This window comes from Flavobacterium sp. ABG (assembly GCF_001027725.1).
GTDB classification, from domain to species: domain Bacteria; phylum Bacteroidota; class Bacteroidia; order Flavobacteriales; family Flavobacteriaceae; genus Flavobacterium; species Flavobacterium cupriresistens.
This window is the reverse complement of record NZ_LEKS01000020.1, coordinates 31,569-57,320: the sequence shown is the minus strand read 5'-3', so window position 1 is coordinate 57,320 and position 25,752 is coordinate 31,569. Positions and strand designations below refer to the sequence as shown.

Sequence of the window (25,752 nt, the reverse complement as noted above, 5' to 3'; positions counted from 1 at the left end):
TATTATGAGCACTTTCTTAGAAAATCAAAATTGGAGATATGCAACGAAACAATTTGATGCAACCAAAAAAATAGCAGAAACAGATTTAAATACCCTAAAAGAAGCCGTTAGACTAAGTGCCTCTTCTTACGGATTACAACCTTATAAAGTAGTAATCATTGAAAATCCGGAATTAAGAGAGCAATTAAAAGGAGTCGCTTTCGGGCAAACTCAAATTACAGATGCTTCTCACCTATTTATTTTTGCAAATGATACCAATACAGGAGCAGAATCAGTAGACAATTATATCAACACCATCAGTGAAACAAGAGGTGTTCCTACCGATGCATTAGCCGGATTTAGTGATATGATGAAAGGAGCAATCTCCAGATTACCTCAAGAAGCCAAAAACAACTGGACTTCAAAACAAACTTATCTTGCTTTAGGAAACTTACTGAACGCTGCAGCTGAATTGAAAATTGACGCTACGCCAATGGAAGGTTTTAATGCAACTGCTGTCAATGAAATCTTAGGATTTGACAAATTGGGTCTAAATGCATCTGTAATTGCAACTGTAGGCTACAGACACGATGAAGACAGCACACAGCATTACAAAAAAGTTCGAAAATCAAACGAAGAATTATTTATTACACTTTAATTATTAATAACAATCAAAATCCATTTTAACAAATGAAAAATTTAAAGACAATTGCAATAGCATTATTCGTAGCAGTAGCTAGCGTTTCAGTAAACGCACAAACTAAGAAAATCGACGTAAAAGCGTCTACTATCAAATGGGTAGGTAAAAAAGTAACAGGAGAGCACTCTGGAACAGTAAACTTTAAAGAAGGTGCTGTTGTTTTAAAAGGGAAAAAACTAGTTGGTGGTAGCTTTACTGTTGATATGAATTCATTAACTGCAACTGATATTACAGGAGAATACCAAGGAAAATTAAACGGTCACTTAAAAGCGGATGATTTCTTTGGAACTGCAAAATTCCCAACTGCAAAATTAGTTTTCAAAACTGTAGCGGCTAAAGCAACTGACGTTTATACTGTAACGGCTGATTTAACAATAAAAGGAATCACTAAACCGGTAACTTTTGATATTACTGTAGCAGGAAACACTGCAACTACTGCATTCAAAGTAGACAGAACTAAATACGATATCAAATACAATTCTGGTAACTTCTTCGAAAACTTAGGAGACAAAACGATCAATGACGATTTCGAATTGACTGTAGCTTTAAAATTCTAATATTTCAGATATACTAATTCAGAAATGCCGGTGGCCTCAATAGTTTGTACTATTGGGGCTACTTTTTTTTATTCTATTTCCAAAAAAATAACGTTCTTAATAGTAATGTAACACTTTGGTAATATCCATCAGGGCGTTGATTAACATTGGCCTTCTACTTTTGAGCAAATTAAAAAAATCAAAAACTAGAAATCAAATAGTTATGAAAACAAAAGTATGCCTTGTCATTATTACCCTTATCAGCACTTTTATTTTACACGCACAACAACAGCAAAAAGGAATTATTGGTACTACAAACTGGATGAACAATTGGACTAATTTTAAGCCTTTCGCTAACGAATATAATGAAGCTACCAACATCATTGCCGGAACCATAAACAAGGACACCAAACTACTAAAACGCAATACGTATCAATTAGTGGGTGTCGTTTACGTTACCAATAATGCGACCTTAACCATAGAACCCGGAACTGTAATCCGTGGAGACGATAAAACCTGCGGAACTCTTGTAATCACCAATGGTTCTAAAATTATGGCCGAAGGTTTAGAAACTGATCCGATCATTTTTACTTCAAACAAAGAAAAAACAGAAAGACGTCCGGGCGATTGGGGCGGAATAATTGTTTTAGGAAAAGCTCCTATCAATACGCTTGGTGGTTTACATACTTTGCCTTTTGATTTGGAACCTCTTTTGAACCATTACGGAGGTCCTGATGCTGAAGATAATTCGGGGATTTTAAAATACATACGAATTGAATATGCCGGAAGAAAACTGAGCGCCCTTAAAGAACTTAACGGTCTTTCTTTAGCCGGAGTTGGAAGAAAAACGGTTCTTAACAACATTCAGATTAGCTATTCAAATGATGATTCTTTCGAATGTTATGGTGGCGATTTAAACCTTTCCAATCTGATTTCTTACCGAACTACCGATGATGATTTTGATTTTACGCAAGGTGCTCAAATCAACATTAGCAACAGTATCGCGATTCGCCACCCTTTTTCTTCAGACGTTTCAGGATCAAGATGTTTTGAAGTAGACTCTTACGATAAAATCCAAAACACAGATATGAGCAAAAAACTGACTCATATCAATGCCAGCAACATTACACTGGTCAATCTGGAAGAAAACAATCAGGGGTTAGTCAGAGAATCCATTTATATAAAAGAAAACACCTTTTTTTAACCTAACCAATAGTATTGTTTCGGGCTTCTCCCCTTTTGTATTATTAGAAGAAAATATCGGAAACGGTACTGTAAATTTATCCAAAATCACCTTCAAAAGTATAATAGCGAACAATTGTAATGGCGGAGTTACCAGTGAATCCAGTGGTACTAATGCGTCACTTCAAAATTGGTACGACCAACCGGAATTTGCTATCGGATACTCTAAACTAAAAAACAGCGAACTGTTTACAACGCCCAATATCAAAGGGAATCCTGACTTTAGAGCCAACGTAAACAACACAATTGCAATTGGAAATTAGACACTTAAAAACCATTTAATATTTTAAAATTTAACAAATTTCTAAATTTAGAAAAGTTTTTTTTGAAATTTTATGTGTTCTAATTCAAATTACATTTATATCTTTGTCACAACAAAAAAAGAAATGAGAACAATTTTAAACAATACTTGGTGGTGGAAGAATTTACGTCAAACGTCGTGAACGAAGCTTCCTATGGTACTTTAAAAACTATAAATATAAAAGGCTTGTCATGACGACAAGCCTTTTTTTTTTGGTAAAAATCGAACTTAAAAAATAATATCAACTACAAAAACTAAATACATTGAAACCTTTTATACTCAACACACACTACAAACAAATTCTGGCCGATACCATTACGCCGGTAAGTATCTATTTTAAAATCAGAGATAAATTCCCAAACAGTCTGTTATTGGAAAGTAGTGATTATCATGGAAATGACAACAGTTTCTCCTACGTTTGCTGCAATCCGATTGCGACCATCAAAATCGAAAACGAAATCATTTCAAAAACATTTCCTGACGGAACATCAGAAACAATTTCAATTGATAGTTCGACGAATATTCCGGAAATAATTCAGGAATTTTCAAAGCAGTTTAAATCAGAGAAAAACGATTTTAAATTCATCAATAATGGTTTGTTCGGATACATTTCTTATGATGCCGTTCGTTATTTCGAAAAAGTTTCCATTGCCAAAAAAGACAATGCAACTTCAATTCCCGATGTATTCTATGCCGTTTATCAGAACATTATCGCCATTAACCACTTCAAAAATGAAGCTTATATATTTTGCCACAGCGTAGACGACAAAAACAACATTTCTGAAATTGAACAATTACTGCAATCCAGAAATATAGCTTCTTATAAATTCACCAAAGAAGGAGAAGGATATTCAAATTTAACTGACGAAGAATTCAAACATAATGTGGCTTTAGCCAAAAAACATTGTTTCCGTGGTGATGTATTTCAACTGGTTTTATCTCGTCGTTTTACACAGGGTTTCAAAGGAGATGAATTTAATGTTTACAGAGCTTTACGCAGTATAAACCCCTCTCCGTATTTGTTCTTTTTTGATTATGGTGATTTCAAAATATTTGGTTCTTCACCTGAGGCGCAAATCATCGTAAAAAACCGAAAAGCCGAAATTCATCCAATCGCCGGAACCTTCAAAAGAACCGGAAATGATGAACGCGATGCCCTTTTGGCCAAAGAACTTTCTGAAGATAAAAAAGAAAACAGTGAACACGTAATGTTGGTTGATTTAGCTCGAAATGATTTAAGCCGAAATGGTCACGATGTCAACGTAGAGAAATACAGAGAGGTTCAGTTCTTTTCTCATGTCATTCATTTGGTTTCAAAAGTTACCGGGCATTTACATGAAAAAGCCACCACTATGCAGGTTGTCGCAGATACTTTCCCTGCCGGAACTTTAAGCGGAGCGCCAAAACACAGAGCCATACAACTGATTGAAAATTACGAAAAAACCAATCGTAACTTTTACGGAGGCGCCATTGGCTTCATGGACTTTGAAGGCAATTTTAATCACGCCATCATGATTCGAACTTTCCTCAGTAAAAATCACCAATTGCATTGTCAAGCCGGAGCCGGAATTGTAGCCAGCTCAGACGAAGAAAGCGAAATGCAAGAGGTCTACAACAAACTAAAAGCACTGAATACGGCCTTGGAAATGGCGGAGAAAATTTGATAGTAATTAGTGCTCAGGCTCAGTCGCAGTCGCAGTTCTCAGAACGTGAAACTTGAAACTTGAAACCTGAAACTTGAAACAAAAAAAACCAACCCATAAAAACCACAACATAAAAATGAAAAAAACAATATCCTTCTTAGTACTATTAATCACAATTTCAGCCTGTAATTCAGATAAAAAACAAAACTTGATTGAAGGAACCTGGCGTTTAATATCCGCCGAAACGACAGAAAAGGATTCTACTTTTTCTACTTTCAATTCAAAAACAAAAATGATTAAAATTATAAACGGTTCGCACTTTGCTTTTTTTAATCATGATTTAAATAATGGGAAAGATTCAACCGCGGCAGTGTTTTTTGGAGGAGGCGGAAAATATACTTTAAAGGATAGTGTTTACACTGAAAACTTGGAATATTTCAATAACCGTCAGTGGGAAAACAACAAATTTGAGTTTGTGGTAAAAGTTAAAAACGATACCCTGATTCAAAAAGGAATTGAGAAAATAGAAAAATTAGGAGTTGATCGTGTTATTGTAGAGAAATACGTTCGAGAGAGATAAAAAAAGTTTCACGTTTTTCTTGTTTCACGTTTCAAGTTGTTGGAACGTGAAACCTGAAACAGAACAAAAAAAGTTTCATGTTTTCCTTGTTTCAAGTTGTTGGAACGTGAAACTTGAAACTTGAAACCTGAAACAAAAACAAAAAACAAAAAAGACATCATGAAAAAAATATTAGTTATAGACAATTACGATAGTTTCACTTACAACCTTGTGCACTATCTGGAAGATTTAAATTGCGAAGTTACCGTATACAGAAACGACGAATTTGATATCGATGAGATCAGTTTTTTTGATAAAATTTTACTTTCTCCGGGGCCTGGAATTCCGGATGAAGCAGGATTATTAAAAGCCGTGATTCAAAAATACGGAGCAACCAAAAGCATTTTAGGCGTTTGTTTAGGACAGCAAGCTATTGGAGAAGTTTTTGGAGGAACACTTTCTAACCTTGACAAAGTATATCACGGTGTTGCCACAAATGTCAAAACGGTGGTTTCTGATGAAATTTTGTTTGAAGGTTTGGGTAGTGAATTTGAAGTAGGGCGTTACCATTCATGGGTTGTTGATGCCAATCTACCGGAAGTTTTAGAAGCCACTTCAATCGATGAAAACGGACAAATCATGTCGCTAAGACATAAAACTTTTGATGTAAGAGGTGTTCAGTTTCATCCCGAAAGTGTGTTAACACCAAACGGAAAAAGGATTTTGGAGAATTGGATAAAGGGGTAGTGGCATTTTTTTTGTTTCAAGTTTCAAGTTTCAGGTTATTGGAACGTGAAACCTGAAACTTGAAACTTGAAACCTGAAACAAAACCTCAGAAACTCAGTATCTCAGTATCTCAGAACCTTAGCAACTTAAAAAAAAATGAGCATAGAAATTTTAGCAACCAAAGAAATCAGAATCGAAGATATATTGCCGCTTTACGAAGCGAACGAATGGAGTTCGGCCAGTAAACCTAATGAATTATACAACGGTCTTTTAAATTCCGAAACTTTGATAACCGCTTGGGAAGGAAAAAAACTGGTTGGACTTGGAAATGCCATTTCTGATGGACATTTAACAGTTTATTACCCACACTTACTAATACTTCCCGAATATCAGGGCAAAGGAATTGGAAAGATGATTTTAGATAAACTACAAGAGAAATACCGTCATTTTCACATGCAAATGCTAACAGCAGACGGAAGATCGGTTGATTTTTATAAAAAGAACGGATTTGAACGCGCCGGAAAAACAGAACCGATGTGGATTTATCAAGGAAATGAACATTGACAGGTTTCAGTCGCAGTATTCAGTCTCAGCAGAACCTGAAACCTGAAACTTGAAACCTAAAACTTGAAACTTGAAACTTAAAAAAAAAACCTCAGAACCTCAGCATCTCAAAACCTTAGCAACTTAAAAAAAAATGAAAAATATACTAAATAAACTAATCAATCACGAAGTACTTTCTAAAGAGGAAGCAAAAAACGTATTGATTAATATCTCAAGCGGGGCGTATAATCCGAGTCAGATTTCGGCATTCCTTACCGTGTTTATGATGAGAAGTATCACGATTGAAGAGCTTTCGGGTTTTCGTGAAGCTTTATTGGAGTTATGTATTAAAGTAGATTTATCTGCCTACAACGCCATCGATTTATGTGGTACGGGAGGTGACGGAAAAGATACTTTCAATATTTCTACTTTGGCATCTTTTGTCGCGGCAGGAGCTGGAATAAAAGTAGCCAAACACGGAAATTATGGTGTTTCTTCTATTTCCGGATCAAGCAATGTGATGGAGAAAATGGGAGTTAAATTTAGCAGCGATCCCGATTTTTTAGAAAAATGTATCGATCAGGCGGGAATTTGTGTTTTACATGCCCCTTTGTTTCACCCTGCAATGAAAAATGTCGGGCCGATACGAAAAGAACTGGCTGTAAAAACCTTCTTCAATATGTTAGGACCAATGGTAAACCCATCGTTTCCTAAAAACCAGTTGGTTGGCGTTTTCAATTTAGAATTAGCCAGAATGTATGCCTATTTATACCAAAATACCGATGTAAATTTTACGATTTTACATTCGCTTGACGGTTATGATGAAATCTCTTTAACCGGTCCAACAAAAATCATTACCAGTGACATGGAAGGCATGCTAAAACCAGAAGATTTTAAAGTTCGTCTTTTATCACAAAGAGAGATTGAAGGTGGCAGAACAATAGAAGAATCTGCAGATATGTTTACCAATATCATTTCAGGAAAAGGAAGTGAAGCGCAGAATAATGTTGTTTGTGCGAATGCCGCAATGGCCATTGCAACCGTAACAAAATGCTCTGCGAAAGAAGGTTTTAAACAAGCCAAAGAAAGTTTATTCTCCGGAAAAGGATTAAAAGCACTAAAAAAATTACAAGAATTAAGTAAGTAAAAAAAATATAGTTTCAAGTTTTTTTGTTTCAGGTTTCATGTTGTTGAAACGTTAAACCTGAAACTTGAAACGTTAAACCTGAAACCTGAACCCCGAAACAAACAACAATGAATATACTTGATAAAATAATATTCGACAAACAACGAGAAGTTGTTCTTAAAAAGGCAATTATTCCAGTTTCTCAATTGGAGAGCTCTGTTTTTTTTGAAAGACAAACGATTTCTTTAAGTCAAAAGTTACAGCAAAGTGCAACGGGAATCATCGCAGAACACAAACGTCGCTCCCCTTCAAAATCAGTAATAAATCACAATTTTACGGTAGAAGAAGTGGTGAAAGGATATGAAAATGCGGGTGCTTGTGGAATCTCTGTTTTAACCGACGGAAAATATTTTGGTGGTTCACTTGACGATTTACTTTTGGCAAGAGCTTCTGTAAATCTGCCGCTTTTGCGAAAAGAATTTATTGTAGATGAATACCAAATTTTGGAAGCCAAAGCATTTGGTGCCGATTTGATTTTACTAATTGCAGCCGTTTTGACTCGTGAAGAAATCAAGACGTTGTCTGAATTTGCTAAAAAATTAGGTTTGGAAGTTCTGTTGGAAGTTCACAATCAGGAAGAATTAGAAAAATCGATTATGCCAACGCTTGACATGATTGGCGTGAACAATCGAAACCTTAAGACCTTTGAAGTAAGCCTGGATTTCAGCAAACAACTGGCGTCGCAAATTCCGGATGATTTTGTGAAAGTTTCAGAAAGCGGTATTTCGTCCGTTGAAGCCATTTCTGAACTAAAACCATACGGATACAAAGGCTTCTTAATTGGAGAAAATTTCATGAAAACGGACAATGCCGGAAAAGCAGCAACGGAATTTATTGCACAGCTGTAAACCGTAAGCTTTAAGAAGCTTCAAAAAAAATAGAAACTAAAAGTTTCGCCACGAATTACACGAATTTACGCCAATTCGATTCGTGAAAATTCGTGTAATTCGTAGCAAAAAAAACAAACACAAAGCTTTGCGAACTTAGCGTTTACAAAGACCAACATAAAAAAACCTTGCGCCCTTTGCGGTTAAAAAAAGAAAAAAATGAAACTCAAGATCTGTGGCATGAAACATCTCGATAATATACTTGAAGTAGGAGCGCTCCTACCCGACTATATGGGATTTATTTTCTGGGAAAAATCTGCTCGTTATTTTGACGGAACGATTCCGGAACTGATTAAAACAATTAAAAAAACAGGCGTTTTTGTAGATGAAACCGTTGAAAATATTATGTCGAAAATCGACAAATACCATTTACAAACGGTTCAGTTACACGGAAAAGAATCCGTTGCATTTTGTCAGGAATTAAAAGCTAAAATCGATGGCAGAATTGACATTAATACAGAAATCATTAAAGTATTTTCTGTTGATGAAAGTTTTGATTTCAGCGTTTTAGAACCTTATGAAAAGGTTTGTCACTATTTTCTATTTGATACAAAAGGAAAATTACCGGGCGGAAACGGAACCACTTTCGACTGGAAGATATTGGAAAATTATAAATCCGAGAAACCCCTTTTCTTAAGTGGTGGAATCGGAATTGAAGAAATTCCAATGATAAAAGACCTCAAAATTCCGATATACGCTATTGACGTAAACAGCAAATTTGAGATTGAACCGGGATTAAAAAACACAAGTCTATTAAAGAAGTTTCAGAAAAAATTAAAACCTGCTACTTTAAACCCTAAACAACTATACAATGAATTATAATGTTAACGAAAAAGGTTATTACGGCGAATTTGGAGGGGCTTACATTCCCGAAATGCTGTATCCTAATGTAGAAGAATTACGTCAGCAATATTTAAAAATTATAGCAGAGCCTGATTTTAAGTCAGAGTTTGATCAATTATTAAAAGATTATGTAGGACGCCCTAGTCCATTATATTACGCCAAACGTTTATCTGAAAAATACAATACCAAGGTTTATTTAAAAAGAGAAGACTTAAATCATACAGGGGCACACAAAGTCAACAATACAATTGGACAAATATTAGTGGCCAAACGTTTGGGTAAAAAACGAATTATTGCAGAAACTGGTGCAGGTCAGCACGGTGTGGCTACAGCAACCGTTTGTGCCTTAATGGGGATTGAATGTATTGTGTACATGGGTGAAATTGACATCGCACGTCAGGCACCAAACGTTGCCCGTATGAAAATGCTTGGAGCAGAAGTTCGTCCGGCACTTTCGGGTTCAAAAACTTTAAAGGACGCTACAAACGAAGCCATCCGCGATTGGATCAACAATCCGGTGGATACCCATTACATCATCGGATCTGCTATTGGCCCGCATCCTTATCCGGATATGGTAACCCGTTTTCAAAGCATTATTTCCGAAGAGATCAAATGGCAGTTAAAAGAAAAAGAAGGTCGTGAGAATCCGGATTACGTGGTCGCTTGTATCGGTGGAGGAAGCAATGCAGCCGGAACCTATTACCACTTTTTACACGAACCTGAAGTAGGCATTATCGCCGTCGAAGCTGCCGGAAAAGGGGTTGACAGTGGTCACAGCGCCGCCACCAGTAAATTAGGAAAAGTAGGGATTATTCATGGTTGCAAAACTCTTTTGATGCAAACTCCGGATGGTCAAATTACAGAACCTTACTCGATTTCTGCCGGTCTAGATTATCCGGGAGTTGGTCCTATGCACGCGCATTTGGCACAAACGGGTCGTGGTGAATTTTTCTCTGTAACGGATGATGAAGCCATGAATGCCGGTTTAGAACTTACCAAATTAGAAGGCATTATTCCGGCAATTGAAAGTGCACATGCCTTTGCCGTTTTAGATCAGAAAAAATTCAAACCTACAGATGTTGTGGTAATCAGTCTTTCCGGTCGTGGTGACAAAGATTTAGACAATTACATCGAGTACTTTAAATTATAATAAAAATCGTAATTTGCATGTTCTCAAGGGTCGGACTGTTTACGTGATCTTTTGCTTTTTCACAAAAAATATCACAAACGCAACTCAACAATAATTGCTTCACGAAATGATCCTTGACGCAAACAAATAACGAGAAAAATAATAATTATGGAACAGATATTCTCTTACGGAACCTTACGCTCAAAAGAAATTCAAATGCAGGTTTTTAATAAATTATTGACCGGAAAAGCAGACCAGCTTACGGCCTATAAACTAAAAGACCTGAAAATAGAAGAAGAATTTGGTATGACTGACTATTTTGTAGCGGTACCAAGTGAAAACCCTGCAGATTGTATTAAAGGGACTGTTTTTACAATTTCCAACGAAGACCTAACCAAAGCAGATCAATTTGAATCGAATGCGTATAAAAGAGTCCGAATAACACTGAAATCAGGAACTATTGCGTGGATTTATATTGAAAGTTAATGATCGCAAAAACGTAACGATATACATCAAATCTGAATGGCTTTTAAACAGATAAAATTTTAAAAAGTATAACTAATAAAGAATAATTAACAACCAAAATGATCTTAGCAGCTGCTCAAACAAAACCAAAACGTGGAGATATCGACTCCAATTTACTAGATCATTATCGTCTGATCAAAATTGCCGGAGAAAAAGGCGCCAATTTAATCGCATTTCCCGAACTGTCGATTACCGGTTATGAAACAGAAAATGCTGCGGGACTTGCCTTTACCAAAGACGATTCCAGAATCGATCATTTAAAGGAATTAGCGGTTGAATATAATATCATAATTATTGCCGGAGCTCCAATCCAAACCGAAACGGAATTATTTCTTGGGGAGTTTATTATTTTTCCGGATCAATCGGTTTCTATTTATACCAAGCAATTTCTGCATGAAGGCGAGGACGAATTCTTCCAGTCCTCATTCGATTACAACCCGACGGTTACCCTTGAAAACCAGAAGATCTCATTTGCTATTTGTGCCGATACTGACCATCCGCAACATCCCGAAAATGCAAGTAAAAAGGAAACTTCGATTTATGTTGCCAGTATCTTCTTTTCTCCAAACGGGATTCCGAATGCGTACCGGAATTTACAAAGTTATGCCCAGAAACATCAGATGCATGTTTTAATGGCCAATTTTAGTGGGGAATCTTGGGGATCTCCTGCTGCCGGAAAAAGTGCTTTTTGGAACAACAAAGGAGAACTGGTTGCCCAAATGAACGATTCAGATTCCGGTGTTTTACTACTGGAAAACAAAAATGATAATTGGACAAGTGAGATTATCATTGACTAAATATAACACTATAGCTAACCGGTTTTTGAAATCGGTTAGGATTAAATAAAAAGACATTAAGATGAACAGAATAACTCAAAAACTACAAGAAGATAAAAAGATACTCTCTATTTATTTTTCGGCGGGATATCCAAACTTAAATGACACCGCTCAAATTATACAGGATCTGGAAAAAAACGGTGTTGATCTAATTGAAATTGGTTTGCCCTTCAGCGATCCTTTGGCTGATGGACCAACTATTCAGGCAAGTTCTACACAGGCTTTGCATAACGGAATGACCACACAACTTCTTTTCGATCAGCTGAAAAATATTCGCGAAAGCGTAAAAATTCCTTTGATTATTATGGGGTATTTCAATCCGATGTTACAATATGGGGTTGAAGAATTCTGCAAAAAATGTGCTGAAATTGGTATCGATGGTTTAATTATTCCGGATCTTCCGGTTGATGTTTATGCAGACCAATACAAAGCCATTCTCGAAAAATACGGTTTAATTAATGTACTGTTGATTACTCCGCAAACTTCAGAGGAACGCATTCGTTTTATCGATAGTGTTTCAGACGGATTCATTTATATGGTAAGTTCTGCAAGTGTAACCGGTTCTCAGGCAGGATTCGGAAATACACAGGAAAATTATTTCGAAAGAATCGCAGCCATGGAGCTAAAAAATCCACAAATTGTTGGTTTTGGAATTTCGAATAAAGAAACTTTTACGCAAGCAACCAAATTTGCAAAAGGGGCTATAATTGGAAGTGCTTTTATCAAACATTTAGCGGAAAGCGGAAGTGGAAAAATTGAAGAATTTATTGGAGGAATCAGATAGATTTCTTTTTAGTTTATAAATCAAAAACGGCGTTTAAATTTAAAACGCTCTGATCGCAATCTTAGTTACTCATGCCTCTACTGTATTTGTAATAAAGTTAATAAAACTAAAAACATCTTTCCCATTATGGAAAAAGAGGACACTCTCACTCCCTACTATAAAAATTATATGCGATAAAAATACTTTGGTCTTTTTTTATCCACAGAGAAAAAATCTTTGTACAGTTGGTCTTAACACTGAGTTCGAAATTCAGCGTTAAGACCAATTTTTATTTATGATAATTTTTCATAAAAATTCCCCTTCACGTTATGTTAATATTTTGTTAAAATAAAATTAAACAAGCGTTTAAATTAAACGCTTGTTTAATTTTGTACTCTATTAGAAAAATACCATGTCTAAAATCGAATTAAACGATAAAAAAATTCAGATTCTGGAAGTCTCAGAAAAACTTTTTTCTGAACGAGGATTTGAAGGCACATCTATACGGGACATCTCAAAAGCGGCAAAAATAAATATTGCCATGGTTTCGTATTATTTTGGTTCTAAAGACCGCTTGTTAGAGTCTTTAATCATCTACAAAACTTCTGATCTGAAGTTAAAAATTGAAAATTTATTACACGAAAATCTGGAACCCATTGATAAAGTCAATAAATTAATCGAAATTTACATTCACAGAATCAATTGTAACAAAGGGATTTTCAGAGTTTTACACTTTGAATTTGCGTCCAGAAAGAAAGAAGAGAATCTACAAGCCTTTACAGAACTGAAAAAAGGGAATTTAAAACTTGTAGAAAGCATTATTCAGGAAGGACAGGCAAAGGGTGTTTTTAGAAAAGATGTTATCATTCCATTAATCACTCCAACTATAATGGGGACTTTTTTCCACTTTCATATGAATAAAACATTCTTTCAGGATTTACTTCAATTAGATACCGAAGCGAAGTATGATGCTTACATTAAAACCAGTCTTACAAATCACATTCAACAAACTATAAAAGCGCTACTTGTTTATGAAAATTAGTCAATTAATGCTCTTTGGGATTTTCTTTATCGGAATTTCATCAATAGAAGCTCAAGAAAAAACAAGTTTAACCTTAGACGAGGCCGTTAAACTGGCTTGGGAAAAAAGTAACGAAGTTACGCTTGCCAACACTAAGGTAAACTCAAAAAAATACGAGTTACAAAACGTCAAAAACAATCAATATCCCGATATTAAAATTGCGGGTCAATACCAGCGTTTAACAAAAGCGTCGATTGATATGCATAATGACGAGGCTAGTAGCGAACCAATGCCGGCACCCAATCAGGTACTATTTGGTCAGGCGACTCTAAGTCTTCCGATATTCTCCGGATTTAAAATTCAAAACAGCATCAACGCTTACGATAATCTTTACGAAGCTGAAACTGCAAGTGCGGCTAAAACTAAAGAGGATGTAGCCTTACGTGTCATCACTTACTACACTGCTTTGTACAAAGCGCAGAAAACATTAGATCTATTAAACGAAAATCAGAAGCAAGCCAAACAACGTGTTACTGATTTCAAAGAATTAGAGAAAAATGGCATCATCCCACGAAATGATTTATTGAAAGCGCAATTATTGGTTTCAAAAACGCAATTATCTATTGATGAAGCAAATAATAACCTCAATAACATCAATTTTTACCTGACGACCTTACTAAAATTAGATCCTACCGTAAAACTTCAGGTTAATGAGTCTGATTTCTTCAATCTAAAAACAAACAATGCACCAACTTCGGATGCAATGGCACTTGAAAACAGAAAAGATCTCGAAGCAATTCGTTTTCAACAAAAAGCAAGTGAGGCAAACATCAAGGTTGCAAGATCAGGATACTATCCGACACTAGCTTTATTAGGTGGTTACACTGCTTTTGACCTTAAAGATTTTATTACCGTAAAATATGCTATGAATTTTGGAGTAGGTTTATCTTATGACTTATCGGGAATTCTAAAAAACAGCGCTTCTGTAAAAGCGGCTGAAAGCAAGGCTTTGGAAGTAAAAAACACAGAGGCTATCATGACGGATCGAATTAAAGTTGAAGTTCAGAAATCTATCGAGGACTATGACTTGGCAATCAATCAAAGTGTGGTTTATGATGAAGCGTTACAACAGGCCGAAGAAAACTACAGACTTGTAAAAGACAAATTTGATAATGGTTTATCTGATACCAATGATTTAGTTGAAGCTGATGTTGAGCATCTAAGCGCTAAAATCAATACGGCTGTATCTAAGGCAACCATTATTCAAAAATATTACGAATTACTTTCAGTATCAGGACAATTATCACAATCATTCAATCTTTCTAAAATATAATCGATAGCTCTCATGGAAAAGAAAAAAACAAATACTAAATTCATCATTATACTAGCCGTATTGGTCTTAGTGGGCGGAACTTACGGAATAACAAAATACATGCATTCTTTAGCTCACGAAGAAACGGATGATGCTCAGATTGAGAAAAAAATGAACCCGATTATCCCGAGAGTATCTGGTTATGTTAGCAAAGTATATGTAAAAGATAATGATTTTGTAAAAAAAGGAGATACTTTATTTACTATTGACAAAAGAGATTATCAATTAAAAATTGACGAAGCTACTGCTGCAGTATTAGGAGCTGAAGGCCAATACGAAGCCGCAAAAGCCGATATTGGAAGTGCTTACGCAAGCATCTCTGTTTCTGACGCCAACATGAAATCTGCAAGTGGTTCTATCGAAAGTGCAAAAATAAGATTGAGACAACTTACAAACGATTACAACCGTTACAATAATTTGTACAAAACACATACCATCACAAAACAACAGTATGAGCAAGCTTTGACTGCAAAAGAAGAAGCAGAAAATCAGGTACGTGTTTTACAACAACAACAAAGAGCAAGTTCTTTTCAAAAATCGGTAATTGAATCAAAATCTAAGGCTTCTGACAAACAAACAGAAGTTGCAGCTGCCAATATTAAAAGAGCTAAAACAATGTTGGATGTTGCGAAATTAAACCTTACTTACACGGTTGTAACTGCCGCTATTGACGGTCAGGTTTCTAAAGTTGATATTCAGCCGGGACAATTAGTTCAACCGGGACAATCTTTATTTTATATCATCAATAACAATGAGGCTTGGGTTGTAGCAAATTTTAAAGAAACACAATTAAACAAAATGGTTGTGGGGCAAAAAGTTTCTTTAAAAGTAGATGCTTATCCAAACTATGAGTTTAAAGGAGTTGTAACTTCATTTTCACCGGCAACAGGATCTCGTTTTTCTTTATTACCTCCTGATAATGCTACAGGTAACTTCGTAAAAACAATCCAAAGACTACCGGTAAAAATCAGTTTAGATCAATCAAACGATCCTGAAAAAGTAAAATTATTGCGTCCGGGGATGAATGTTGATGTAGATGTACATTTGAAATAAAATATGGCAACAGCAGTACAAGCAGAAGATGATTTAGTAGAATACGGTTTCAGACGTGTCATTATTACGATTACAGCGGTACTTTGTGCCTTACTGGAAATTGTTGATACCACGATTGTAAACGTAGCACTAACAGACATGCGAGGTAGCCTTGGTGCTACTTTGACTGATGTGGCCTGGGTTATTACAGCATACGCCATTGCGAATGTTATTGTAATACCGATGACAAGCTGGCTTTCGCAGCAATTTGGAAGACGTAATTATTTTGTGGCCTCTATCATCTTATTTACAGTCTGCTCCTTTTTATGTGGAAATGCCAGTAATATCTGGGAACTGGTAGCCTTCAGGTTCGTACAAGGTATGGGTGGAGGTGCCTTACTGGTAACCGCTCAAACCATTATTACCGAAAGTTATCCGGTAGCAAAACGTGGTATGGCACAGGCTATTTACGGAATGGGTGTAATTGTTGGTCCAACTTTAGGTCCGCCTTTAGGAGGTTATTTAGTAGATAATTATTCCTGGCCTTATATCTTTTATATCAATATTCCTTTGGGAATTATTGCTACTATTTTAGCACTAACTTTTGTTAGAAGTCCGAAATATGGAGAAAAACTAAAAGCAAATCAGGTTGACTGGTGGGGAATTATTCTTTTGGCAACGTTTATCGGTTCTTTACAATTTGTTTTAGAACACGGACAACAAGACGACTGGTTTAATGATCCCTTAATTACAGGATTAAGTGTCCTTACCGTTTTTGGATTAGTGCTTTTTATATGGAGAGAGCTGACTTATAAATATCCGATTGTAAATCTGAGTGTATTAAAAGATGGAAATCTAAGAATTGGAACGGTAATGTGTTTTATTCTAGGTTTCGGTTTATACGGATCGACATTGATTATCCCGATCTACACCCAGTCCATTTTAGGATGGACGGCAACTGATGCGGGACTATTATTGATTCCGGGTTCGATTACAACAGCGATCATGATGCCATTTGTTGGAAACATGATACAGAAAGGGGTTCCGCAAGGGTATATGGTTGGAGTTGGATTTTTAGTCTTCTTCTTCTTTACCTTTATGATGCAAACCCGTATGACACCTGATACCGGAGTAGAACATATGTATTGGCCGTTGATTTTAAGAGGTATTGGATTAGGTTTACTTTTTGTGCCGATTACAACACTTTCGCTTTCGACTTTAAAAGGGAAACATATTGGTGAAGGAGCTGCTTTTACCGGAATGATGCGTCAATTAGGTGGATCGTTTGGTATTGCCATTATCACCACTTTTATCACCCGTTTCAGTCAAGAACACCGAGTTAATCTGATCAACAATTTAGATCCTGCAAATCATGATGTGCAGCAACGTATCTCAGGAATGCAACATGCTTTTATGTCCAAAGGATATAGTGCCGATGTTGCCCTTAAAAAGGCCTATCAGGCAATAGATTATGCTATTTTGAAACAAAGTACAGTAATGTCATACATTGATATTTTTATGTATTTAGGAATTATGTTCTTATGCTGTATTCCGATTATATTTTTCATCAAAAAAGGAAAAAATAAAATTAATCCTGCTGATGCGATGCATTAATTTTTAATAAAACTGAAAAAGCCGAATTCAAAATTGAATTCGGCTTTTTTACTTCGAAAAATTCTATAATGAGATTTTAAGGTCTATAAATTAAATAATTTGGCTAAAGCCTTTAAAAAAAACACCCCTGGTCCCACCAGCTGAAGCTGGGGGCTATTAAACCTGGAACCTGAAACCTGAAACTTTAAACAAAAAAACCTACCTCGTAAAAACCAAGTGATTCCCTTTCGAAAGATTCGCATCAAACTGATACCCTTCATAATTAAAGCCTTTCAAATCATCAATCGTTTCAGCATTCGTATCGATAATGTAACGCACCATCATTCCTCTTGCTTTTTTTGCGAAGAAACTGATTATTTTTAGCTTGCCGTCTTTATAATCTTTAAAATCAGGGGTAATTACAGGAACTTTTAGATTCTTAACATCAACAGCGGAGAAATACTCGGTACTGGCTAAATTCACAAACAACTCTCCTTTTTTCAGTTCTTTATTCAGCGCTTTTGTAACGGGTCCTTTCCAAAAATCATGTAGATTTTTATACTCTTCGATGGGTAGTTTTGTACCCATTTCCAAACGATACGCCTGCATGAGATCCAAAGGTTTTAAGACTCCATAAAGTCCTGATAAAATTCTGAGTTTATCTTGCAGTACCTCTAACTTTTCTAACGGAAGAGTATACACATCCAAACCGGTATATACATCACCATCGAAAGTATAAACTGCCGGACGTGCATTTTCGGGAGTGAAAGGTGTTTTCCAAACTTGATTTCTCTGCCAATTCAGATCGGCTAATTTTTCGGAAATCGACATCAACGCAGCCAAATCTGCCGGTTTTTTAGGTTTTAAAACTTTATGAACCACACGGGCTTCTTTTAAAAAAGACGGTTCTGTATATTGAGTAGTTGGTAATTCTTTTTCGAAATTTAATGACTTCGCAGGCGATATAACAATTTTCATTTGTGCATTTTTAAGTGACCCAAAAATACAAATTGCATTTCTAAAAATAACTAATCAGGATTGATTTGTTCGATGGTGATATAGGCCTATTCGTTGCTTCATTTTTTTTTAAACACGAATTACACGAATTATCACTAATTAAACTGCATAAGCCATACTTAAACATTCGCGATAATTCGTGGCAAGCCTTTTATCTAAACACAAATTGCTCTTATAAAAATAACCGATTCGTTGGTTATTTTTTTAAACACGAATTACACCAATTTTCACTAATTAAACTGCATAAGCCATACTTAAACATTCGTGATAATTCGTGTAATTCGTGGCAAACCTTTTACCCGTTTACGCCTAACATTCTATAATTACACAAATTTTCACGAATCAAACTCCACAAGCCGCACCAAAAAATTCGTGATAATTCGTGTAATTCGTGTCAAGCCTTTTTCCTGTTTACGCCTAACATTCCATAATTACACCATAAAACTAAGACTTTCGATAAAAAAGTGAGCGATAGATTATAAAAGGCATTTTCAATGTTGTAAATTTGCACGCGTTCCATTCTCTTCAAGAATAAGACGTACTATTTAAAATTCGTGAATTCGTGGCTATACAAACAAATTACAAAACAGCTTTACAACATAAAATCTTCGGAATCATTTCGCAGGCATCTCAAGAACTAAACGTAGACAGTTATGTCATTGGCGGCTTTGTACGGGATTTACTTTTAAACCGTGGTTCAAAAAAAGATATTGATGTTGTGGCCGTTGGCAGCGGTATCGAATTGGCTTTAAAAGTATCTGAATTACTTCCTAAAAATCCAAAAGTACAAGTTTTCAAAACTTACGGAACTGCTATGTTGCGCTTTGAAGACACGGACATTGAATTTGTCGGAGCCCGTAAAGAATCTTATAATTTTGACAGTAGAAATCCACTTGTCGAAAACGGAACACTTGAAGACGATCAAAATCGTCGTGATTTTACGATAAATGCTTTAGCCTTATCGCTAAACGAAAAAACTTTCGGAGATCTTTCTGATCCTTTTAACGGATTGGCAGATTTAGAAAATAAAATCATCAAAACACCCTTAGATCCAAGTATTACTTATTCTGATGATCCGTTGCGAATGCTTCGCGCCATTCGTTTCGCTACCCAGTTAGGTTTTGAGATTGAAAAGAATTCTTTGGATGCCATTACTAAAAATGCAGACCGAATTAATATCATCTCAGGAGAAAGAATTGTCGATGAATTAAACAAAATCCTTTCGACAGACCAACCTTCTATCGGGTTTTTACTTTTATATAAAACCGGACTTTTAGATCTTATTTTACCCGAATTGACTGCATTGAATCAGGTGGAAGAAATTGAAGGTCATACCCACAAAAACAATTTTTACCATACACTGGAAGTCGTAGACAATATTTGTCCTAATACCGATGATGTTTGGTTGCGTTGGTCTGCTTTATTGCACGATATTGGAAAAGCACCAACAAAACGTTTCAATAAAAAACAAGGCTGGACTTTTCACGGACATGAGTTTTTAGGTGGAAAAATGGCTAAGAAAATATTCGAACGCTTGCACATGCCTTTGAATCACAAAATGAAATTTGTACAGAAAATGGTTATTATGAGTTCACGTCCAATTGTATTGGCACAGGATCTTGTAACCGATAGTGCTGTGCGTCGTTTGGTTTTTGATGCCGGAGAAGATGTAGAAAATCTAATGACCTTGTGCGAAGCTGATATTACAACTAAGAACCCGTCTAAGTTCAAAAAATACCATAAAAACTTCGAATTGGTCCGCAAAAAAATTGTTGAAGTTGAAGAACGCGATCATGTGCGTAATTTTCAACCACCAATTTCGGGTGAGGAAATTATGGAGCTATTCGATTTGAAGCCATCGCGTGAAATCGGCGTTTTGAAAGAAGCGGTAAAAGAAGCCATTTTAGAAGGTGAAATCCCTAACGAATATCAGGCTGCTTATGATTTTGTTGTAAAAAGAGCGGAGAAGATGGGGTTGATAAAAGCCTCTAAGTAACTAAGTTTCTAAGACTGTAAGACTACAGCGCTCACGAAAGCAAAATACTGATTATTAAAAAATAAAATATTGTAAATAGAACATTTGCTGTTTAAAAAAAGACGTGGTCAACCACTACAAACTCAGAACCTCAGCAAGTTAGTTCCTCAGCAACTTTTAAAAAGAATGAAAAAACACTTCCCTACAATCGCAAAAACAGCATTAGTTTTAGTTTATTTAGTAATTGTTGCAGGAGCATTAGTACGTATGACAGGTTCCGGGATGGGTTGTCCGGACTGGCCAAAGTGTTTTGGATATTACATTCCCCCAACGGATTTAAAAGAACTGACCTGGGCACCCAATCGTGTTTTCGAAAAAGGACAGGTAATCATTAAAGACGAAACCTTATTGGTTGCCAAAGACAATTTTACAACTCAGACTAATTTTGATGTTTCGCATTGGGAGAAATACACCAAACACGATTATGCCATTTTTAATCCGCTTCATACTTGGATCGAATATATCAATCGTTTGTGTGGTGCTTTGGCAGGAATGGCTTGTTTTTTTATGGCTATTGCTTCCTTTAAATTTTGGAAAGAAAAGAAAAGAATTACCCTTCTTTCCTGGTTAGTTGTTTTTATGATGGGCTTTCAGGCGTGGTTAGGCGCAAAAGTGGTGTATTCGGTATTAAACCCGATCAAAATTACTGTCCATATGGTTATGGCTTTGGTTATTGTTGCCGTGATTTTATACATTATACAGGTAGCAAGACCAAAACTTGCAGCAGTAACGTACAATAGCGCGTTCAAAAATGTACTACTACTTTCTCTTTTACTGACCTTAATACAAGTGGCTATTGGTACACAAGTACGTCAGCAAGTAGATCAGCAAATAAAAAACGGACTAACTGAAAGTATTCTTTGGCTGCAAAACCCTACTATTACCTTTTATATTCACCGTTCTTTCTCTGTTATTGTTTTACTTGTAAATGTGTATTTATTCACTAAAAACAGAAAACTAAACTTAGGATTTTCAAAGATGAACTGGGTATTGGCTCTTATCGGAATTGAAATTCTAACCGGAATGGCTATGGCTTATCTTGATTTCCCAATTGGAAGTCAGGCCATACATTTAGTATTGGCCTCTATCTTATTCGGAATTCAGTTTTATATGATTTTGGAAGCGCAAAAACCTAGTTCAGCCAATTCTTAAAATCCTGAACTTTTTCACGGCTTACCACTACCTCATCTTCTTTATACGAAGGTAAAATTACTTTAAGACGGGAATTGGTGTATACTTGTATTTCTTTTATTGCCTTTAGTGGTACAATAAACTTTCTGCTTACACGAAAGAAATCTTTCATATCAACTTCTTGTTCGAGAATCTCTAAAGTCGAATCGATTAAATAGTTTCTGTTTTCAAAAGTATGAATGTAGGTTCCTTTATTTTCACTAAAAAAACATTCAATTTCGTCGATTGTAATTACTTTGAGCTGTTGACCGATTTTAACGGTAAAGCGTTTTTTGTAGTTTTTCTCAAAGGGATTTGACAACATCTTCCTGATTTGTTCAAAATCAAGCTGAAGATTGGTATTCTCCATATCTAATTTAGGAAGACGACTTTTAAATTTAGTAACGGCAACATCAAGATCATCTTCGTCAATAGGTTTCAGAAGGTAGTCGATACTGTTCAGTTTAAAGGCTTTCAAAGCATACTCGTCATAAGCAGTAGTGAAAATAATAGCGCTTTTAATGTCTATTTTTTCAAAAATTTCGAACGATAAACCATCAGACAACTGTATATCCAAAAAAATCAGATCGGGATGGTTGTTATTCGAAAACCAGTCTATTGATTCTTCAACAGAATGTAACATGGTTTCTACGCTAATATTTAGCTTTTCAAGCTTGCGCTGCAACAATCTTGCTGCCGGCTTTTCGTCTTCAATAATTAATGTGGTCATTTAATAAAATGCAAGGATTTACAAAAATAACCTTAAAATTAGTACTATTTTTTGAGTTTAGATCGCTCCTTATCCATATATTTTTGAATTTTCTTTTCTTGCCACTCCTGACCAAAAAACAAGTTCTCTCCAAAAACAGATAATGCATGAAAAAACAAACCAATCCCCCAAAAAAGCGCTGTAGAATAGGTATGCCAGTCTAACAATCCACTCTCATAAAGATCTGCTCCTCTCCCGAACCAATCTCGATTTAAGTTGGTTATTATTATGATTATATTTACAATAACATAAATCCTCAAATGCGAGTAAAACCCTTTGATTCTGCGCATTTTTTTGTACGCTGCATCAAAATTCTCATCATCACCAAATTGCTCAAAATAATCTTCTCGTGTATCTCTTTTATAGTGTCTCATTTTTATTTTTATTAGATTATTGCCACTTTTCTTTATTATTGTTTTTTTCTTTTTCCATGAGTTCTTTAATTTTCTTTTCTTCCCAGTCTTTTCCTAAAACCGGAAGCACATCAAAAACCTTCAGTCCATGGAAAAGAACTCCTAAACCCCACCACATTAAGGGCCAATAGAACCATAAATACTCCGGTGATGTCAATAAATTTATAACCAGTAAAACTATATTTACACCTATAAAAGATGCCAGATTACCGTAAAACCCTTTGATTTTTTCTACTTTCTTTTTAGCGGAAAAATATCGATCCTCTTCATTAAAATTTAGTTCCATGATTACTCCCATTTTTGCGTTTTTGACTTTTTCTCTAAGATACTTTTTACTTTACGCTCTTCCCACTCCTCTCCAAATATTTTATAAGAAGCAAACAAATCAATTGCCGTCACTACTAAAAAGACTGTCCAGACTCCCATTATAAGCAGATTGAGATGCTTTATCGGAAAGAAATTTAGAGGCGCTCCGAAATACTCTTTTGAAACAAAAATAAGTACGCCAATAACATAGATAATCAGATGCCTGTAAAACGATCTTAGCTTTACTACTTTTTTACTTGCCATTTTTTGGAGTTCATACTCTTCAATGTTCTTATTAAAATTTGTTTCCATACCTATTTCTTAGTTTCCTTCTTAGCTTCTTTTTCTAAAATTTCTTTGACCTTTTGTTCTTCCCATTCCTTAGTAAAAAAAGGAAAAACATTAAAAACCTTCGCTGCATCCATTACTATGGCAATCCCCCAGCCAAACAGACACCATAAAAACCATAAATATCCCGGTGAAGTCATCAGATTTATGACTGCTAAAATGGCATTTGCAATCACAAATTCTCCAAGATGCTTGTAAAATTTCCTAAGCTCTGTTACTCTTTTTTGAGCTTGCTGATAACGCTTTTCTTCTTCTGTATAAATTCTTTCCATCCTTACTTCCAATTTTTCTTATTACCCTCTCTTTCCAAAATCTCTCTGATTTTTCTTTCTTCCCAATCTGAACTGTAACCAAACACTTTAAAAGCATGCATTACAACACCAAATCCCCAGCCTAAAGCCGAAAACCAAAACCATTGAAATCCGGGAGAAAATCTTAAGTTTATAAAAATTAAAAAAGGAATTACACAACAATAAGAAATTACATTACCATAGAATCCTTTTAATTCCTGCACTCTTTTCTTAGCTCTGAAATAGGCTTTAGTTTCATCGTTATAATCTGAACTTGTTTCCATAACTGTAACTTGTTTTGTTAAAATTGGTATTTTAACCGTAAAATTTTGTTCATTTTGTTCGATCACTACTTTTCTGTTGGATACGATTGCGTAACGATTTACAATATTCTGCAAACCAACTCCCTGGCGATCTTGCAAAACTTCTTTTTTCTGAAAATCATTTTGGATCGCGAGATAGTCTCCATCAATAAAAATTCTGATATGAAGCGGTTTCTGCTCACTTACTACATTGTGTTTTACAGTATTTTCAAGCAAAAGCTGTAAAGACAACGGAACCACTTTTGCATCAGGATTTATATCTGTTGTTGGCATTTCGTAAAACAAACTATTCTCGAAACGCATTTTCAACAAATTCATATACGTTTTGGCAAATGACAATTCATCTTCAACCGACACCAACTCTTTATCTTTTTGCTCCAGAACATAGCGATAAATTTTAGACAAGGAAGTCGTAAAACGCTGCGCATTATCAGGATTTTCTTCAATCAAAGAACTCAGAACGTTTAGGCTGTTAAACAAAAAATGTGGATCGATCTGATTTTTTAAACTTTCGAATTTAGCACTGGCAGTTCCGGCAATAATCTTTTGTTGGGTTACCTCAAATTTAGAAGCCTGTTTCCATTTTACCATGAAGCTTCTGGCCTGCATAAAAGTTGAAATCCCTAATGATAAAATAATGTAAAAAAGGTGCGTCCAAATCATTCTTTCGCTTAGAAATTGTTCCGGAGACATATCATGCACATATACAAAAATGACATAATTGATTCCTAAAACTGCCGGAACAGTATAGAGTACCGTACACAGAATTCCATAATACACTCTCAAATTGGTTTGTTCGAGCCAATCCCATTTTTTATCTAAAAGAACATTGAGGAATCCGTTACCAAAGCCAAGTCCAAAAGAATAAGCGCAACTCACTAAGAACGTCAGCGCTACATTTTTCAGATTAAATTCAGATCCCAAAAAAATAGAAAACAGTATTGTAATGACCATAGAAATCTTTAAACAAATGATTGTTCCGCTTTTCAAATTGGCAAATGGATTTTTATGGTCTTTCATTACAAACTATTTTTAGTATTATTTTTTACAACTTTTTTGTGTTTCTAAAGCTCTGTCTAATCCCCATTTTGGTGAAAAAGGAGTCTCCGGTTTAAATGTAGCAAAAAGTTCTATAGCTTTGTCAACCTGAGCACATAATGGTTTTGTGTCAACACCTGTCCATTTTGCCCCTCCTAACTGATAATCCGCTTCACCAAAAACTGCTCTTGGATTATTTGGATCTATAGCTTTTGCTTTAGCATAATTTTCCATTATTTTACCCGAATATTTCTGAGCATTTGTCATTGGGTCCTGTACCACCCAAGCCGTGTAAAGTAAAGCTTGTAACACATATAATTCTGCATTGTTTTGATCTTTTATGAACTCAACATCAAGTGCATCTTGCGCTTTTGTCAATAACAAATCAACTTTAGATCCGTCTTTTTCTGAAAAAGCTGCTGTTGTATTCACTAAAGCCACATAATAATTAGGCAACCAGCTATTTTTTTCAGCAGAAGCAATTCTTTCGAACATAGCCGATGCTTCTGTACTTTTTCCTTCTTTCCAAAGTCCGAATGCTTTTCCCATTCCTTGTTCGAATTGTGTTTGTGCAGATAATAAACCGCAGATAAACAATGTGATGGCTGTAATAATTTTGGTCATGA

Annotated in this window: 28 protein-coding genes; 20 read left to right on the top strand and 8 right to left on the bottom strand. The window is 35.5% G+C overall.

The window, feature by feature from the left end; genetic code table 11:
• Nucleotides 1–4 precede the first annotated feature (4 nt).
• From AB674_RS17885 to AB674_RS17800, 18 genes are all read left to right on the top strand, one after another.
• Entirely contained in the window at nucleotides 5–637 is a 633-nt protein-coding gene (locus AB674_RS17885) for an NAD(P)H-dependent oxidoreductase (RefSeq protein WP_047778644.1), read from the top strand.
• Nucleotides 638–669: 32 nt separating this feature from the next.
• Nucleotides 670–1,236, top strand: coding sequence for a YceI family protein (locus tag AB674_RS17880; RefSeq protein ID WP_047778643.1), 567 nt, complete (start codon nucleotides 670–672; stop codon nucleotides 1,234–1,236).
• A 202-nt stretch (nucleotides 1,237–1,438) separates the two neighbouring features.
• Entirely contained in the window at nucleotides 1,439–2,419 is a 981-nt protein-coding gene (locus tag AB674_RS17875) for a hypothetical protein (RefSeq protein ID WP_240478109.1), read from the top strand.
• Between the two features lie 602 nt (nucleotides 2,420–3,021).
• Nucleotides 3,022–4,422 carry an anthranilate synthase component I family protein gene (locus tag AB674_RS17870; protein ID WP_047778642.1) on the top strand — a complete coding sequence of 467 codons (1,401 nt, stop codon included), beginning with the start codon at nucleotides 3,022–3,024 and terminating at the stop codon, nucleotides 4,420–4,422.
• A 115-nt stretch (nucleotides 4,423–4,537) separates the two neighbouring features.
• Nucleotides 4,538–4,981 carry a hypothetical protein gene (locus tag AB674_RS17865; protein ID WP_047778731.1) on the top strand — a complete coding sequence of 148 codons (444 nt, stop codon included), beginning with the start codon at nucleotides 4,538–4,540 and terminating at the stop codon, nucleotides 4,979–4,981.
• A 159-nt stretch (nucleotides 4,982–5,140) separates the two neighbouring features.
• Nucleotides 5,141–5,707, top strand: coding sequence for an anthranilate synthase component II (locus AB674_RS17860; RefSeq protein ID WP_047778641.1), 567 nt, complete (start codon nucleotides 5,141–5,143; stop codon nucleotides 5,705–5,707).
• A 136-nt stretch (nucleotides 5,708–5,843) separates the two neighbouring features.
• Nucleotides 5,844–6,251, top strand: coding sequence for a GNAT family N-acetyltransferase (locus AB674_RS17855; RefSeq protein WP_047778640.1), 408 nt, complete (start codon nucleotides 5,844–5,846; stop codon nucleotides 6,249–6,251).
• 133 nt (nucleotides 6,252–6,384) lie between these two features.
• Entirely contained in the window at nucleotides 6,385–7,377 is a 993-nt protein-coding gene (gene trpD / locus AB674_RS17850; RefSeq protein WP_047778639.1) for an anthranilate phosphoribosyltransferase, read from the top strand.
• Nucleotides 7,378–7,484: 107 nt separating this feature from the next.
• Nucleotides 7,485–8,264 carry an indole-3-glycerol phosphate synthase TrpC gene (gene trpC / locus AB674_RS17845; RefSeq protein ID WP_047778638.1) on the top strand — a complete coding sequence of 260 codons (780 nt, stop codon included), beginning with the start codon at nucleotides 7,485–7,487 and terminating at the stop codon, nucleotides 8,262–8,264.
• A 198-nt stretch (nucleotides 8,265–8,462) separates the two neighbouring features.
• Complete coding sequence (locus AB674_RS17840) at nucleotides 8,463–9,125, top strand: phosphoribosylanthranilate isomerase (RefSeq protein ID WP_047778637.1); 663 nt, start codon at nucleotides 8,463–8,465, stop codon at nucleotides 9,123–9,125.
• On the top strand, nucleotides 9,115–10,296 hold the full coding sequence (gene trpB, locus AB674_RS17835) for a tryptophan synthase subunit beta (RefSeq protein WP_047778636.1): 1,182 nt from the start codon (nucleotides 9,115–9,117) through the stop codon (nucleotides 10,294–10,296). Before AB674_RS17840 ends, trpB begins: the two co-directional genes overlap by 11 nt.
• A 147-nt stretch (nucleotides 10,297–10,443) precedes the next feature.
• Nucleotides 10,444–10,761: a gamma-glutamylcyclotransferase family protein gene (locus AB674_RS17830; protein ID WP_047778635.1), complete on the top strand. Its 318-nt coding sequence runs from the start codon at nucleotides 10,444–10,446 to the stop codon at nucleotides 10,759–10,761.
• Between the two features lie 98 nt (nucleotides 10,762–10,859).
• Nucleotides 10,860–11,597 (top strand): carbon-nitrogen hydrolase family protein, encoded by a 738-nt coding sequence (locus AB674_RS17825; RefSeq protein WP_047778634.1) that lies wholly within the window; start codon nucleotides 10,860–10,862, stop codon nucleotides 11,595–11,597.
• 61 nt (nucleotides 11,598–11,658) lie between these two features.
• Nucleotides 11,659–12,420: a tryptophan synthase subunit alpha gene (trpA, locus tag AB674_RS17820; protein ID WP_047778633.1), complete on the top strand. Its 762-nt coding sequence runs from the start codon at nucleotides 11,659–11,661 to the stop codon at nucleotides 12,418–12,420.
• Between the two features lie 391 nt (nucleotides 12,421–12,811).
• Nucleotides 12,812–13,441, top strand: coding sequence for a TetR/AcrR family transcriptional regulator (locus tag AB674_RS17815; RefSeq protein ID WP_047778632.1), 630 nt, complete (start codon nucleotides 12,812–12,814; stop codon nucleotides 13,439–13,441).
• Complete coding sequence (locus AB674_RS17810) at nucleotides 13,431–14,753, top strand: TolC family protein (protein WP_047778631.1); 1,323 nt, start codon at nucleotides 13,431–13,433, stop codon at nucleotides 14,751–14,753. Before AB674_RS17815 ends, AB674_RS17810 begins: the two co-directional genes overlap by 11 nt.
• A 12-nt stretch (nucleotides 14,754–14,765) precedes the next feature.
• Entirely contained in the window at nucleotides 14,766–15,845 is a 1,080-nt protein-coding gene (locus AB674_RS17805; RefSeq protein ID WP_047778630.1) for an HlyD family secretion protein, read from the top strand.
• Between the two features lie 3 nt (nucleotides 15,846–15,848).
• The gene (locus AB674_RS17800) at nucleotides 15,849–17,438 is read left to right on the top strand and encodes an MDR family MFS transporter (RefSeq protein WP_047778629.1); all 1,590 of its coding nucleotides are present in this window, start codon (nucleotides 15,849–15,851) and stop codon (nucleotides 17,436–17,438) included.
• A gap of 198 nt (nucleotides 17,439–17,636) precedes the next feature.
• Here AB674_RS17800 and yaaA read toward each other — a convergent pair whose 3' ends face one another.
• A complete protein-coding gene (gene yaaA / locus AB674_RS17795) occupies nucleotides 17,637–18,395 on the bottom strand; it encodes a peroxide stress protein YaaA (protein WP_047778628.1) in 759 nt (252 codons plus the stop codon).
• 601 nt (nucleotides 18,396–18,996) lie between these two features.
• Here yaaA and AB674_RS17790 point away from each other — a divergent pair.
• Both AB674_RS17790 and AB674_RS17785 read left to right on the top strand, forming a co-directional pair.
• Nucleotides 18,997–20,430, top strand: a complete 1,434-nt coding sequence (locus tag AB674_RS17790; protein WP_047778627.1) for a CCA tRNA nucleotidyltransferase — start codon at nucleotides 18,997–18,999, stop codon at nucleotides 20,428–20,430.
• A 165-nt stretch (nucleotides 20,431–20,595) separates the two neighbouring features.
• Nucleotides 20,596–21,621: a COX15/CtaA family protein gene (locus AB674_RS17785; RefSeq protein ID WP_047778626.1), complete on the top strand. Its 1,026-nt coding sequence runs from the start codon at nucleotides 20,596–20,598 to the stop codon at nucleotides 21,619–21,621.
• Here AB674_RS17785 and AB674_RS17780 read toward each other — a convergent pair.
• From AB674_RS17780 to AB674_RS17750, 7 genes are read right to left on the bottom strand one after another with little or no spacing between them, the layout of a single operon-like run.
• Entirely contained in the window at nucleotides 21,602–22,369 is a 768-nt protein-coding gene (locus AB674_RS17780) for a LytR/AlgR family response regulator transcription factor (RefSeq protein WP_047778625.1), read from the bottom strand. The two genes, AB674_RS17785 and AB674_RS17780, sit on opposite strands and share 20 nt — an antisense overlap.
• Before the next feature lie 44 nt (nucleotides 22,370–22,413).
• Nucleotides 22,414–22,782, bottom strand: coding sequence for a 2TM domain-containing protein (locus tag AB674_RS17775; protein WP_047778624.1), 369 nt, complete (start codon nucleotides 22,780–22,782; stop codon nucleotides 22,414–22,416).
• A 16-nt stretch (nucleotides 22,783–22,798) separates the two neighbouring features.
• Nucleotides 22,799–23,107 carry a 2TM domain-containing protein gene (locus tag AB674_RS17770; protein WP_240478108.1) on the bottom strand — a complete coding sequence of 103 codons (309 nt, stop codon included), beginning with the start codon at nucleotides 23,105–23,107 and terminating at the stop codon, nucleotides 22,799–22,801.
• Between the two features lie 2 nt (nucleotides 23,108–23,109).
• Entirely contained in the window at nucleotides 23,110–23,439 is a 330-nt protein-coding gene (locus AB674_RS17765) for a 2TM domain-containing protein (RefSeq protein WP_047778622.1), read from the bottom strand.
• Nucleotides 23,440–23,441: 2 nt separating this feature from the next.
• Complete coding sequence (locus AB674_RS17760) at nucleotides 23,442–23,747, bottom strand: 2TM domain-containing protein (RefSeq protein WP_047778621.1); 306 nt, start codon at nucleotides 23,745–23,747, stop codon at nucleotides 23,442–23,444.
• Nucleotides 23,748–23,749: 2 nt separating this feature from the next.
• Nucleotides 23,750–25,108 carry a 2TM domain-containing protein gene (locus AB674_RS17755; protein ID WP_047778620.1) on the bottom strand — a complete coding sequence of 453 codons (1,359 nt, stop codon included), beginning with the start codon at nucleotides 25,106–25,108 and terminating at the stop codon, nucleotides 23,750–23,752.
• 18 nt (nucleotides 25,109–25,126) lie between these two features.
• Nucleotides 25,127–25,750 (bottom strand): hypothetical protein, encoded by a 624-nt coding sequence (locus tag AB674_RS17750; protein ID WP_047778619.1) that lies wholly within the window; start codon nucleotides 25,748–25,750, stop codon nucleotides 25,127–25,129.
• Between the last annotated feature and the right edge of the window lie 2 nt (nucleotides 25,751–25,752).